Origin of the sequence: uncultured Roseobacter sp. (assembly GCF_947496515.1) — a bacterium.
Taxonomy (GTDB): domain Bacteria; phylum Pseudomonadota; class Alphaproteobacteria; order Rhodobacterales; family Rhodobacteraceae; genus Roseobacter.
Map to the genome: position 1 here is coordinate 522,853 of NZ_CANMDB010000001.1, position 12,776 is coordinate 535,628.

Here is a 12,776-nt window from a genome sequence, read left to right on the forward strand (position 1 = left end):
CGTCATTGCACTGCGCCATATTTCCGATATTCATGAAATATGGAAGAAATGATTCTCGACCGGCTTTCTCTGCTCAGCCACCCTCACCGGCTGGCGGTTTTTCGATTGCTGATGCGCCGCTACCCTGACGCGGTGCCGGCGGGCGAGATCGCCGTGATCCTCGATCTCAAGTCGTCCACCGCCTCCGTCTACCTCTCGGCGCTTTGCGACGCGGCACTGATCACCCGGCACCGGCAGGGCACTTCACTGCGGTACCGGGCGCAACCGGCGGCGGCGGGCACGCTGATCGAGTTTCTCTTCACCGATTGTTGCCGGGGTCGTCCTGATCTCTGCCCCGGCGTCATTCCAATGACAGGAGACGACTGCATGCCGCGCCCGCCCCGGAACGTTCTCTTCATCTGCACAGGCAATTCAGCCCGCTCGATTTTTGCGGAAAGCATCCTTCGGGATCTGGATCCGGGCCGATTCAAGGTGTTTTCCGCCGGAACTCATCCCGCATCGACGCTGAATCCGCTGGCCCTGGAGATGCTGGAGGCCAAGGGCCATGACACGTCCTCGTTACGCGCCAAGCATATCGCGGAATACCAGGGATCTGACGCGCCCTGCATGGATTTCGTCTTTACCGTCTGTGACCGCGCCGCCAACGAAGACTGCCCCGCCTGGGACGGTCAGCCCATCAGCGGCCACTGGGGCGTGCCCGACCCGGCCAAGGCAACTGGCACTTTGGCCGAGAGGCGGCTCGCATTTCAGCAAGCCTACGGCGCGCTGCGCAACCGGATCGAGGCTTTCGCCGCGCTGCCCATCGACACCCACGACCGTATCGCGCTGCAATCCGCCGTGGACGGGATCGGCGCCTCAGACCTTGAAGGAACCTCTGCATGACCACCTACGCGCTCAACGGCCTCGGCCGCATCGGCAAGCTGGCCCTACGGCCTCTTCTGGAGCGGGGGACGCAGATCGCCTGGCTCAACGATGCGGTGGGTGATCCCGCCATGCACGCCCATCTGCTGGAGTTCGACACCGTGCACGGTCGGTGGCCTGCGAGCTTCAGCGCGGATCACAGCAGTGTGCGCATCGATGACATACGCTTGCCAGTGCACGCAGAGCGGGACCCCGCCAAGCTGCCGCTGGAAGGGGTCGATGTGGTGATCGACTGTACCGGCGTTTTCAAGACCGAGGCCGCACTGGCACCCTACTTTGCCGCTGGCGTGAAAAAGGTTGTCGTCTCCGCGCCCGTAAAGGACGGCCCTACCGCAAATGTGGTCTACGGCGTCAACAATGACGCGTATGTTCCGACCGAACACCGGATCGTGACAGCGGCGAGCTGCACGACCAATTGCATCGCGCCTGTCGTCAAGGTCGTGCACGAAAACCTCGGGATTAAACACGGCTCGATCACCACGATCCATGATGTGACGAACACGCAGACCATCGTCGACCGACCCGCCAAGGACCTGCGCCGCGCGCGTTCGGCACTGAATTCGCTGATCCCCACGACGACCGGTAGCGCAACGGCGATCACGCTGATCTATCCGGAGCTCAAGGGGAGGCTCAACGGCCACGCGGTGCGGGTGCCGCTGCTCAATGCGTCACTGACCGACTGTGTGTTCGAGCTGGCGCGTGAGACGACCGCAGAGGAGGTGAATGCGCTCTTCAAGGCGGCTGCCGAAGGTCCGCTCAATGGCATTCTGGGCTACGAGACCCGGCCTCTGGTCAGCACGGATTACACCAATGACCCGCGCTCGGGCATCGTTGATGGGCCGTCCACGATGGTCGTGAACGGCACGCAGCTAAAGGTCTATGTCTGGTATGATAACGAGTGGGGCTATGCGAACCGGTTGGTCGATGTCGCGCTGATGGTCGGCGAGAGCCTGTGAGCGCGCCCAACCCAACCGCAGCCTATGTGGCGGTGACGGCGGCCTATTGGGCCTTCATGCTGACCGATGGTGCGCTGCGGATGCTGGTCCTGCTGCATTTCCACACGCTGGGCTTCAGCCCGGTACAGCTCGCCTATCTCTTCGTCCTCTACGAGATCGCCGGGATCATCACCAACCTCAGCGCGGGCTGGATCGCGGCACGCTTTGGGCTGACATCGACGCTCTATGCCGGTCTTGCGCTGCAAGTAGGGGCCCTTCTGGCGCTGGCGCAGCTTGACCCTGCATGGACCATGACCGCGTCTGTTGTCTTCGTCATGTCAGTGCAGGGCGTCTCGGGCGTGGCCAAGGACCTGTCAAAGATGAGTGCGAAATCCGCGGTGAAGGTGCTGGCCCCCGTGGAACAGGGCGGGCTTTTTCGGTGGGTGGCGGTGCTGACCGGATCCAAGAACGCGGTGAAAGGGCTTGGGTTCCTGTTGGGCGCGGTGCTGCTGGGTCTCGTAGGGCTGAAGGGGGCCGTACTGGGGATGGCGGCGGTGCTCGCTCTCATCTTCACGGCAGTCGTGCTTAAGATGCCGAGCGGGCTGCCCTCGGGGCGCAAGGGTGCGAAGTTCCGCGAGGTCTTCTCCAAGAACCCTGACGTCAACTGGCTGAGCTTTGCGCGGGTGTTTCTTTTTGCAGCACGCGACGTGTGGTTCGTGGTGGGCATCCCGATCTATTTCTACGCCGTACTTTCCGACGGCACGGTAGAGGGCAACCGCGCCGCTTTCTTGACCATCGGTAGTTTTATGGCGGTCTGGATCATCCTCTACGGTGCCGTGCAGGCGAGCGCCCCGCGGTTGCTGCGCGCACGTAAGCGGGACCCGTCGCTGATCGTCGGGGACGCGCGTCACTGGGGCGCAGTGCTGATCATCGTGCCAGCGGTGCTGGCCGGGCTGGTATGGGCGACGCCAGAGCCCGAGCCATGGTTGACGGCGATACTTGTCGGCGGGCTGTTGCTCTTTGGCGCGCTCTTTGCGGTGAACTCGGCGCTGCACTCCTACCTCATTCTGTCCTTCACCGATCCTGAACGGGTCACGATGGATGTAGGGTTTTACTATATGGCCAACGCGACAGGGCGCCTGATGGGGACCGTGCTTTCGGGGGCCAGCTATCAGATTGGTGGTCTGCCCTTGTGTCTGGCCGTGGCCGCAGCCCTTCTGGCGCTCAACACATTCGGTGCAATGCAGCTACGGACGGGCAAGACGACAGCAACAGTCTGACCGCTGGCAGGAGAGCGTACCGGGTGCCGCCGCGAAGGGCCTTGCAAGGCCCTTGCCCGCGCCTCTTGCAACCATCGCCGCGCTGACCGAATGTGACGCCATGAGCCGCCTCCGCCCCTCCGCCAGATCCGTTCCGCGTCGCACCACCGCGCTGGCATTGGTGGCAACGCTGTGCCTGGCGTTTGTCACCACCACAGCCTCGCGCGCCGAGACACTGACCGTCTTTGCCGCCGCCAGTCTCAAGAACGCGCTGGACGAGATTGCAGCGGGGTTCACGGACCAGACAGGCACCACCGTCACGCTTTCCTATGCAGGCAGCTCAGTGCTGGCCCGTCAGGTTGCACAAGGCGCACCGGCGGATGTGATCATCACCGCCAGCGCCGACTGGATGGACTGGCTGGCTGAGCAAGGCGCCATCGACCCGACCAGTCGCGGGGATCTCACCAGCAACCGCATGGCGCTGATTGCCCATGGCGCGGGACAGCCGCCTGCCGATTTTGACGCAGCCAGTCTCCGCGCGCGACTGGCACATGACCGCATTGCCATGGCACTGGTCGAGGCGGTGCCTGCGGGCATTTACGGCAAGGCCGCGCTCGCGCATCTGGGCCTTTGGGACGCGCTTGCGCCGCAGGTGGTGCAAACCGACAACGTCCGCGCGAGCCTCGCCCTGGTCGCCGCAGGCGAGGCGCCCTTTGGCATCGTCTATGCCTCGGACGCGCAGGCGGAACCGCGGGTCAGCCTGCTGGGGCTCTTTCCCGAAGACAGCCATCCGCCCATCCGTTACCCCGCCGCTCTGACCAAGCGCAGCCGCTCTGACATGGCAATGGCCTTCCTGATGGAGCTGCGGAGCACGACGGCCCAACGGGTGCTGAGGGAAAACGGCTTCATACGGCCAGAGACGCGACCGTGACAGACTGGCTCGGCCCGGAGGAGTGGCGCGCCGTGGCGCTATCGCTCAAGGTGGCTTTCTGGGCCACGGTTCTGTCGCTACCGCTGGCACTGTGGGTCGCGCATGTGCTGGCCCGGCGTGACTTTCCGGGCAAACAGGTCCTCAACGGGCTCGTGCACCTTCCGCTGATCCTGCCACCCGTGGTCACCGGCTACCTGCTTTTGCGTGCCTTCGGCACACAAGGACCGGTGGGCGCGCTGCTCGACCGCGTCGGCATGCCAGTGGCTTTCCACTGGACCGGCGCGGCACTCGCTGCTGCCGTCATGGCCTTCCCGCTGATGGTCCGCGCCATTCGGCTGTCCATCGAGGCGGTGGATCCGCGGCTGGAGGCTGCTGCCGCGACATTGGGGGCCTCGCGGGCTTGGATCTTTGTCACCATCACACTGCCGATGGCCCTGCCGGGCATCATCGCAGGAGCTATCCTTGCCTTCGCCAAGGCCATGGGTGAGTTCGGCGCGACCATCACCTTTGTCTCCAATATCCCCGGCCAGACCCAGACGGTGCCATCAGCCATCTATGCCTTTCTGCAGGTCCCAGGTGGCGAGGCCTCGGCCTGGCGGTTGGTGATCGTATCGATCTGCGTCGCCATGGGCGCGCTCATCCTGTCGGAGTGGCTGGCCAGGCGTGCCGCCCACAGGCTGCGCGGCGCATGAGCGTAACCGTTCGCCTCCAGCACCAATTGCCAGGCTTCGCACTCGACGTGGAGTTCGAGGCGCCCGCCGGTGTCACCGTGCTCTTTGGCCGTTCTGGTGCGGGTAAAACCACCATCGTCAACGCCGTAGCGGGGCTCATCCGACCCCATGCAGGGCGGATCGTCTGTGATGGTACCGTGCTGTTTGACAGCGGGGCTGGTGTCTGCGTCCCCTCAGCCCGGCGGCGTGTGGGCTATGTCTTTCAGGATGCGCGGCTCTTTCCACATATGACAGTGCGGCAGAACCTGCTCTACGGCCGCTGGTTCGCCCCGCGTGGCAGCGACGCGGCACCGCTGGACCGGATCGTGGAAATGCTCGGGATCGGGCATTTGCTGACACGCCGACCCGCGGGGCTGTCGGGGGGCGAAACGCAGCGCGTGGCCATCGGGCGCGCGTTGCTATCTGATCCGCAGATCATCCTTGCCGATGAGCCTCTCGCTGCCCTTGATGATGCGCGAAAGGCTGAAATCCTGCCTTACTTTGAGCGGCTACGCGACGAGGTGGCGGTGCCAATCCTCTACGTCAGCCACGCAGCGGCAGAGGTCGCACGACTGGCCACGACCGTGATCACGCTGGAGGCGGGTCGCGTCATCCGCCAAGGTGCCGCAGCAGAAGTGCTGGGCGATCCGGGCGCAACACCGTTGGGGGTGCGGGCCGCGGGTGCAATGATCGAAGCGGTGGTAGGCGCGCATCACGCAGATGGGCTCAGTTCACTGCGCGCCGAAGGCGCGGTCCTGCTGCTGCCCAGAGTGCCCCAGCCTGAAGGCAGCCCCTTGCGGGTCTGGATCGCGGCCCAGGACGTGATGCTTGCCACGCAAGAGCCGCAGGGGATCTCTGCGCTGAACGTGCTGCCGGTGACAGTGCAGGCGCTGCGACAGGGAGACGGACCCGGTGTCATGGTGCAGCTCGGCTTTGGCAAGGCCCGGCTGCTGGCGCGGATCACGCGGCGGTCGGCGATGGCAATGCAGCTGATCCCCGGCGCACAGATCTTCGCCGTTCTCAAAGCCGTATCTGTCGCCCCCGATGCCATCGGAGACGGGCACACTCCGACAGCAGGCACATCACGGGCGCCATAAACCCTCGCAAACAGCGACCACGGTTCCGCGCTCGCCCGTCGGGTCCCGCAACGAAGGGCCTTCGAAGGCCCTTGCCAGCGCCCACGGCGAGCGTTGCGCTCAGCACAATGCGCATTTTCTAGTAGTCGGACACCAGCAAATGCGTCGGTGCGGCATCCTCTTCGACATCGGAAAACCGGCCGATTGGCATCTCGAACACATTGTCCGTGTGATCATCGTTGACCGTCGAAACCTCGCCCACAAGGCAATCGCCCTTCTCCGCCCAGAAGGCATGCCAGATCCCCGGCATGAGGGTCACGCTTTCGCCCGGCGCGAGCCGGAGCCGGGCCCCTGCCTCGAACCTGCGCAGGATACCGTCGCAAGGCACTTCCACCGCTGCCGTACGGTCGATGCCACCCTCGGCATCCGGCGCAAACAGCTCGATGATCAGATCGCCCCCGCCCCGGTTGATGATGTCCTCTGCCTTGATCACATGGCGGTGCATGGGCGACAGCTGATCTTGCCGTGTGATCATGATCTTCTCCGCGTAGAGCATGCCACGCCCCTGATCGAGATCCTCCGCCCGCCCGTTGCGTGTGGTGAAGAGAAAGAGCCCCAGTTCGTCAAAGCGGCCCTGCCCGTAGTCGGTAATGTCCCAACCAAGGCCGCGGTCACGCAGGGGCCTTGCCACATCGCTGCGCATCTCGTCGGCGGACCAATAGGCGAAGGGCGGCAGGATCTGCCCGAAACTGCGGATGAAGGCATCGCCTTCGGCCAGAATCTCGTTGATACGCGAGCGTTTCATGATCCCTCCCTCACGTCTGCGCGGCCAGCAACGCGTCGACCTCGGCGCGTGTAGGCATGGAAGGTGCCGTCCCCGCCCGCGTCACCGACACCCCCGCGGTTGCGCAGCCGATCTGAACCGCGCGCAGCGCATCGCAGCCTTCGGCCAGTGCTGCGGCAAAGCCACCGTTGAAGGCATCACCGGCGCCCGTCGTTTCAACCACCTCGCCCGCGGTCATGGCCGGCACCAGCCCATGCCCGTACAGGTAGACACCACGGGCGCCCATGGTGATGATCGGGGTTTTCACGCCCAGGGCACCGAGCGCCTCCGCCGCCCGCGCGGCATCCGCCTCGCTTTCCACCTTGACACCGGTCAGCGCTTCGCACTCGGTCTCGTTGGGTGTGACGTAATCGCACAAGGCCAACATCCCCTCTGGCAGCTCGGCAGCGGGGGCCGGGTTCAGGATCGTGGTTACCCCCGCCTCCCGCGCGACCTTCAGCCCGCATAACGCGGCGGGCATGGGCTGTTCCAACTGTGTCACAAAGACGTCGCCACTGCCGATCAGATCGGCCCGCGCCTCGATGTCCGCAGGCTCGATCAACGCGGCAGCACCCGGGGCAATGATGATCGCGTTGTCGCCAGTCGCTTCCTCAACAAAGATGTAGGCCGCACCCGTATAACTGTCGGCCACCTCATCCACATGCGGGGTGACCCCCGCCTCGGCCCAGGTCTCCAATGCGAGCTTGCCGAAATCATCCTGCCCCAGCTTGGAGATCATATGGGTCTCGGCCCCGACGCGTGCGCAGGCCACAGCCTGATTGGAGCCCTTGCCCCCGGGTCCGAGCGCAAAGCTGTTGCCCAGAATGGTTTCGCCCATCCGCGGCATCCGGTCAGCGCGATAAGAGGTATCGGCGACAAAGACGCCCAGGATCACGACCTTGCCCATAACTCAGCCCTCCTCGGGCGGGATCACACCCTTGCGCAACGCAAAACAACCGTAAAAGCGCCGCTCGCCGGTCTGAATCACCGCGTAGGCCTGTTTGGCGCGCTCATAAAAGGCATAGCGCTCAATCCCCAGCAGCAGCGGGCCGTCCACAGCCGTGATCTCCGCCTGCGCTTCTTCCATGACGGGCAGCAGCGTGTCGGGCTCGCCTACCACTTCCATACGGCCAGCTGCGTCATCGACAAAGGTATCAATAGGATAGACCGACAGCACTGCACGGAGGACGTCCGCCGCAGGACGGTCGATCCGGAGAACGCGGCCCAGCGTAGTCTGTCGCGCAATGCTATCGGCCGGAAAATTCGTGTCGGAGATGATCAGATCGTCCCCATGTCCCATGGCACGCAGCGCGTACAGCACATCGGCATTCAGGATCGGGTCCAGTCCCTTAAGCATTGTCGTCTCCCCTGCTTGTCAGCTCTTCATCACGGTTTGCACCACCCCGGCCATCTCGGCACCGACGGCTGCGTGGCCCTTGGCGTCCAGATGGATGCCGTCGCGCGGATCAACCTCGGCCACCTGCCCCATATCGGCGAAATGGACCTGTTGCCGCGCGGCGACCTGCGCCAGCAGGTCCGCCAGCGCGCGCGACTTCTGCGCCGCCCCGGCAAAGACATCCTCGAACACACCCGTTTCTTCCAATGGCACCGGGGCCGCCAACAGCACCTGCGGTGCCCGCCCCTCGGGCCCGCAATCACTGCTCAGAACCAACCGCACCAGTCGCTGCAGTCCCAGCGAGATGTCGTGGGCCGATTGCCCGAACCGGGCCTTGAGGTCATTCGTCCCCAGCATCACGATCACCAGATCCAGAGGGCGGTGGCTTTCCAGCAGGCCAGGCAGCGCAGCCTGCCCGTTTTTGTGCGGCCCCTCGATGGGGTCGTCAAAAACACTCGTGCGTCCGGGCTGGCCTTCGGCGATCACCTCCCAGCGGTGCCCGAGCGCGTCGGCCATGACCGAGGGCCAGCGTGCGTCCGGGGCCAGCCGTCGCCGGTCGGTCGCATAGCGCAGCGCCCGCGTCCCGTGGGTGTTGCTGTCGCCGAAACACATCACGCTGCGCACACTCACCTGCGCGCCTCCAGACGCTGGCCACTCTCGGCGTCAAAGCAATGCAGGTGCGCAGGATCGGGCGTCAAATGGATGACCTGACCCGGCTCAAAAGCGTGCCGCTCGCGGAACACCGCCGTGACGTCCTGCCCCTCGAAGCGCAGAAATACCATCGTCTCGGACCCTGTGGGTTCGACCACTTTCACCTCCATCGGCAGGCCCTGCCCACCCGAAGCGAGATGCAGGTGCTCCGGCCGCACACCCACGTGCACCGCACCGGATCCCGCCACATCAGCATCGACCTTGTGACCGGCCAGATCCACGCGGCCCTCCACCAACTCCCCTGCAATCAGGTTCATCGATGGTGCCCCGATGAAGGTCGCTACAAAGGCATTGGCCGGGTTGTCGTAGAGCTCCAGCGGCGTGCCGATCTGCTCGATCCTGCCCGCCTGCATCACAACGATGCGGTCCGCCAGCGTCATTGCCTCGATCTGGTCGTGGGTCACGAAAACGGTCGTGGTCTTCAGCCGCTGGTGCAGTTCCTTGATCTCGGTCCGCATCTGGATGCGCAGCTTGGCATCAAGATTGCTGAGCGGCTCGTCAAACAAAAACACCTGAGGGTCCCGCACGATGGCCCGGCCCATGGCGACACGCTGGCGCTGACCGCCCGACAGATGCCGCGGTTTGCGGTCCAGATACTCCGTCAGGCTCAGGATCTCGGCAGCGGCCTGCACACGCCGGGTAATCTCGACCTTGTCCGTGCCCGCGACCTTCAGCGCAAAGCCCATGTTTTCCGCCACGGATTTATGCGGATAAAGCGCGTAGGTCTGGAACACCATGGCGATATCGCGCTGCGCGGGCGGCAGATTGTTGACCACACGCTCACCAATCGCGATGGTGCCGTCGTTGATCGGCTCAAGCCCCGCGATCATCCGCAACAGCGTGGACTTGCCGCAGCCGGAAGGCCCCACCAGCGCTACGAATTCACCATCTGCGATTTCGACAGTGACCCCGTGAATGACCTGCACCGCGCCGTAGGATTTTACGATGTCCCGAATTGCGACGCCTGACATGCGCTGTCTTCTCCCCTGCCCCCGCGCGATGCTAGGGGAAGCCATTTGGCTTGTCCACGCCCGGCACGGCTTTTGTTGACTTGGCGTCAATCACGCTCATAGTGAGCCTCAGCGGGGGGATCATAGGGCGCTGCCAAAATCAAAAAGCGGTGTAAAATCATGCGTCTCCTACCCCCGCCCCCGCGCGTAAGGCGCCAGCAATTCATGGGAGGATGGATATGAAAACCGAGCTATACAACTACATCAGGGCGGCGCAGAAGATGAACCGCCGCCAGCTTCTCAAAGGATCTGCGGCGCTTGGTGCTGCGGCGATGGTACCGCACGGAGCCCTCCGGGCCGAGGCCCACAGCAATCTGCGGGCCGAGATCCTCAAGATCCCCGGTGTGGGCATGGGCTCCCCCACGGACCGCGACTACCAGCAGGTGGGCGAGATGTGTCTGGGCAAGACCAAGGAGAATGTGGCCGAGGGTGAATTCGAAGGGGTGGAGCTGACCTTTCTGGGGCTGAACAACCAGAACCAGCACAACTTCATCTTTCGCGGCTTCCTGCGCGCCTGGGAGGATTACACCGGCGCGCGGATCAACTGGATCGATCTGGCACAAGCCGATTACAACGCGAGGCTGCAGCAGAGCATCGCCACCGGCACGGTCGATTTCGACGTGATCGAGATGGGCGCACCGTTCGAAGGCGACGTGCTGGGCCGCGGCATGGCCTCGGAGATGCCCGACTGGGTCGCAGAGCAGATCGAGATGGACGACTACGTGGATTACCTCAAGGCGCCCGTGGGCACCTGGGATGGCAAGACCTACCGCGTCTCCATCGACGGCGACACCCATACGTTTGCGTATCGTACGGACTACTATGACAACGAGGAGTTCGCGCAGGCCTGGGCCGAGGCTGGCAACGACACGCCCTGGGCACCGCCCACCACATGGGAAGAGGTCAACGCGCAGTCCAAGTTCCTGGTGGGCAAGACCGATCCGCTGACCGGCCTCGACGCGCATGGCTATCTCGACCCGCTCAAGGGCTGGGGCGGCTTTGGGTTCTATTTCCTGGAAAACCGCGCAGCCCCCTATGCAAAGCACCCGGACGATCCCGCCTGGCTCTTCGATCCCGAGACGATGAAACCGCGGGTCAACAATCCGGCTTTCGTTCAGGCCATTCAGGACGTGATGGATCTGATAGCAGCGGATGCCTACCCCGCTGACCAGATCAATGCAGACCCCGGCACCACCGCCTTCCAGCAGTTCCTCGCTGGTACCGGGGGCATGCTCAGCTGGTGGGGCGATGTGGGTGCCTCCGCGCGCACATCCGATACCTCGGTGATCGGTGATGTGGCGGCGTTCGACATCAACCCCGGTTCCGCGCGCGTGTGGAACTCACAAACCGAAGCCTGGGAGGACACCCCCAACGTCGCCCCCAATAATGCCTACATCGGCTGGGGAATTTACGTCATGGCCACCGTGGACAGTGACGAGCGAAAGAAAAAGGCAGCGTGGTCCATCGCAGCACATCTTGGGGGCAAGGACATCTCTCTCTGGGCCTCGGCCTACCCGACCGGGTTCCAGCCGTATCGCAATTCGCACTTCAACTACGACGAATGGGAAGAGGCAGGCTATGACAGGGCGTTCGTGGAGGACTTCCTGTCCTCCAATGCGGACAGCTACAACCATCCCAATGCCGCCGTAGAACCGCGTATCCCCGGCATCTTCCAGTACTACTCTGTCGCCGAGGACGAATTGGCCAAGGGCTACGCGGGTCAGTATGGCTCCGCACAGGAGACGGCGGATGCAATTGCCGCGGCCTGGGAGCGGATTACCGATCAGATCGGTCGCGAGAGCCAGATCGCGCTTTATAAGGCATCTCTGGGACTGTAGACCTGCAAGGCCAAGACTAAGAGGGCGCGGCGCCAAACCGCGCCTTTTTCTTCGGCGGTCAGCCACTGAACCCGGCTACCCTTGAAACACCCGCAGCGCCACGCGATACATCGCTGAGCAGCATGGGGGGCGATATGGCAGACATCGAGATCAGAACCAAGGGCAGTGCCGGTCGGATCACCCTGAACCGTCCCGACGCGCTGAATGCGCTGACCCGCGAGATGTGCGGAGAGATCAAGTCCGCGCTGGACGCATGGCAGACAGATCCGGCCGTCGCCCATGTGCTCATCGACGCTGCGGGCGAACGGGCCTTTTGCGCGGGCGGTGACATCGCAGAGATGTACCGGACCGGCACCGCGGACGATTACACCTACGGGCGTCAGTTCTGGGCGGAGGAATACCGGCTCAACGCGCAGATCTTCAACTATCCCAAACCGATTATCTCTTTTCTTCAGGGGTTCACCATGGGCGGTGGGGTCGGTGTCGGTTGCCACGGCACGCACCGCATCGTTGGGGCCTCCAGCCGGATCGCCATGCCGGAGTGCGGCATCGGGCTGGTGCCGGATGTGGGCGGCTCGCTGATGCTGGCGCTGGCACCGGGACGGCTGGGTGAGTACCTCGCCCTGACATCGGCGCGGATGGACGCAGCCGATGCGATCTACGCGGGGTTTGCAGATCTGAACATCGACGAGGCGCTCTGGCCCGATCTGATTGCACGGCTTGAGAGCGGTGCCGCGCCGGACATCCTGACAGAAGCCGCCACACCACCCGGACCAAGCGCGTTGCAAGCGCAGCAGGCACAGATCGACCGTCACTTCGGGGGTGAGCGCCTGAGCGACATCCGCACCAGCCTGTCTCATGAACCAGATGCGTTTACGCGTGATGCGGAGAAAAGGATGGCCCGGAACAGTCCGCTTTCCATGGCCTGTGCGATCGACATCATCCACCGGCTGCGCGGCCCGTCGATCAGCATGGCCAAGGCGTTGGATCTTGAATACCGTTTCACCTTTCGCGCCATGGAGCACGGCGATTTCCTCGAAGGGATCCGGGCTGCAATCATCGACAAGGACCGCACGCCGCACTGGCAGTTCGCTAAGGGCGACGTCCCCGCGGTGACGGTCAGCAAGATGCTGATGCCATTGGGGAAAGACGCGCTCGAACTGGAG

The 12,776-nt window shown here is 63.9% G+C and carries 12 protein-coding genes and 1 pseudogene; 8 read left to right on the plus strand and 5 right to left on the minus strand.

What is annotated here, in order from left to right:
- Window positions 1–39: 39 nt before the first annotated feature.
- The 6 genes from Q1A53_RS02615 to modC all read left to right on the plus strand — a co-directional run bounded on the left by Q1A53_RS02615 (window position 40) and on the right by modC (window position 5,853).
- A complete protein-coding gene (locus Q1A53_RS02615) occupies window positions 40–882 on the plus strand; it encodes a helix-turn-helix domain-containing protein (RefSeq protein WP_299962617.1) in 843 nt (280 codons plus the stop codon).
- Entirely contained in the window at window positions 879–1,877 is a 999-nt protein-coding gene (locus Q1A53_RS02620) for an ArsJ-associated glyceraldehyde-3-phosphate dehydrogenase (protein WP_299962619.1), read from the plus strand. The genes Q1A53_RS02615 and Q1A53_RS02620 overlap by 4 nt, the downstream gene beginning before the upstream one ends.
- Window positions 1,874–3,136, plus strand: a complete 1,263-nt coding sequence (gene arsJ, locus Q1A53_RS02625; protein ID WP_299962622.1) for an organoarsenical effux MFS transporter ArsJ — start codon at window positions 1,874–1,876, stop codon at window positions 3,134–3,136. The genes Q1A53_RS02620 and arsJ overlap by 4 nt, the downstream gene beginning before the upstream one ends.
- 100 nt (window positions 3,137–3,236) lie before the next feature.
- The gene (gene modA, locus Q1A53_RS02630; RefSeq protein ID WP_299962625.1) at window positions 3,237–4,046 is read left to right on the plus strand and encodes a molybdate ABC transporter substrate-binding protein; all 810 of its coding nucleotides are present in this window, start codon (window positions 3,237–3,239) and stop codon (window positions 4,044–4,046) included.
- Window positions 4,043–4,738: a molybdate ABC transporter permease subunit gene (modB, locus tag Q1A53_RS02635; RefSeq protein ID WP_299962627.1), complete on the plus strand. Its 696-nt coding sequence runs from the start codon at window positions 4,043–4,045 to the stop codon at window positions 4,736–4,738. Before modA ends, modB begins: the two co-directional genes overlap by 4 nt.
- Window positions 4,735–5,853, plus strand: coding sequence for a molybdenum ABC transporter ATP-binding protein (gene modC, locus Q1A53_RS02640; RefSeq protein ID WP_299962629.1), 1,119 nt, complete (start codon window positions 4,735–4,737; stop codon window positions 5,851–5,853). Before modB ends, modC begins: the two co-directional genes overlap by 4 nt.
- Window positions 5,854–5,971: 118 nt before the next feature.
- On the opposite strand, the gene Q1A53_RS02645 is transcribed toward modC, so the two are convergent.
- The 5 genes from Q1A53_RS02645 to ugpC are packed head-to-tail and all read right to left on the minus strand — an operon-like array spanning window position 5,972 to window position 9,733.
- On the minus strand, window positions 5,972–6,637 hold the full coding sequence (locus Q1A53_RS02645; protein ID WP_299962631.1) for a D-lyxose/D-mannose family sugar isomerase: 666 nt from the start codon (window positions 6,635–6,637) through the stop codon (window positions 5,972–5,974).
- Between the two features lie 10 nt (window positions 6,638–6,647).
- Window positions 6,648–7,562, minus strand: coding sequence for a ribokinase (gene rbsK / locus Q1A53_RS02650; RefSeq protein WP_299962633.1), 915 nt, complete (start codon window positions 7,560–7,562; stop codon window positions 6,648–6,650).
- 3 nt (window positions 7,563–7,565) lie between these two features.
- Window positions 7,566–8,012: an RbsD/FucU domain-containing protein gene (locus Q1A53_RS02655; RefSeq protein WP_299962635.1), complete on the minus strand. Its 447-nt coding sequence runs from the start codon at window positions 8,010–8,012 to the stop codon at window positions 7,566–7,568.
- Between the two features lie 18 nt (window positions 8,013–8,030).
- Entirely contained in the window at window positions 8,031–8,681 is a 651-nt protein-coding gene (locus Q1A53_RS02660; protein ID WP_299962637.1) for an SGNH/GDSL hydrolase family protein, read from the minus strand.
- Window positions 8,678–9,733: a sn-glycerol-3-phosphate ABC transporter ATP-binding protein UgpC gene (gene ugpC, locus Q1A53_RS02665; protein ID WP_299962639.1), complete on the minus strand. Its 1,056-nt coding sequence runs from the start codon at window positions 9,731–9,733 to the stop codon at window positions 8,678–8,680. Before ugpC ends, Q1A53_RS02660 begins: the two co-directional genes overlap by 4 nt.
- A gap of 218 nt (window positions 9,734–9,951) precedes the next feature.
- Between ugpC and Q1A53_RS02670 the strand changes: the two genes are divergently transcribed.
- Window positions 9,952–11,610 carry a substrate-binding domain-containing protein gene (locus tag Q1A53_RS02670; protein ID WP_299962641.1) on the plus strand — a complete coding sequence of 553 codons (1,659 nt, stop codon included), beginning with the start codon at window positions 9,952–9,954 and terminating at the stop codon, window positions 11,608–11,610.
- A 134-nt stretch (window positions 11,611–11,744) separates the two neighbouring features.
- A pseudogene (locus Q1A53_RS23380) lies at window positions 11,745–12,758 on the plus strand (enoyl-CoA hydratase/isomerase family protein); the annotation flags it as partial.
- Between the last annotated feature and the right edge of the window lie 18 nt (window positions 12,759–12,776).

Coding starts and splice junctions, on each gene's coding strand:
- Q1A53_RS02615 (WP_299962617.1), top strand. CDS start 40: ATGGAAGAAATGATTCTCGACCGGCTTTCTCTGCTCAGCCACCCTCAC.
- Q1A53_RS02620 (WP_299962619.1), top strand. CDS start 879: ATGACCACCTACGCGCTCAACGGCCTCGGCCGCATCGGCAAGCTGGCC.
- modA (WP_299962625.1), top strand. CDS start 3,237: ATGAGCCGCCTCCGCCCCTCCGCCAGATCCGTTCCGCGTCGCACCACC.
- modC (WP_299962629.1), top strand. CDS start 4,735: ATGAGCGTAACCGTTCGCCTCCAGCACCAATTGCCAGGCTTCGCACTC.
- Q1A53_RS02645 (WP_299962631.1), bottom strand. CDS start 6,637: ATGAAACGCTCGCGTATCAACGAGATTCTGGCCGAAGGCGATGCCTTC.
- rbsK (WP_299962633.1), bottom strand. CDS start 7,562: ATGGGCAAGGTCGTGATCCTGGGCGTCTTTGTCGCCGATACCTCTTAT.
- Q1A53_RS02655 (WP_299962635.1), bottom strand. CDS start 8,012: ATGCTTAAGGGACTGGACCCGATCCTGAATGCCGATGTGCTGTACGCG.
- ugpC (WP_299962639.1), bottom strand. CDS start 9,733: ATGTCAGGCGTCGCAATTCGGGACATCGTAAAATCCTACGGCGCGGTG.
- Q1A53_RS02670 (WP_299962641.1), top strand. CDS start 9,952: ATGAAAACCGAGCTATACAACTACATCAGGGCGGCGCAGAAGATGAAC.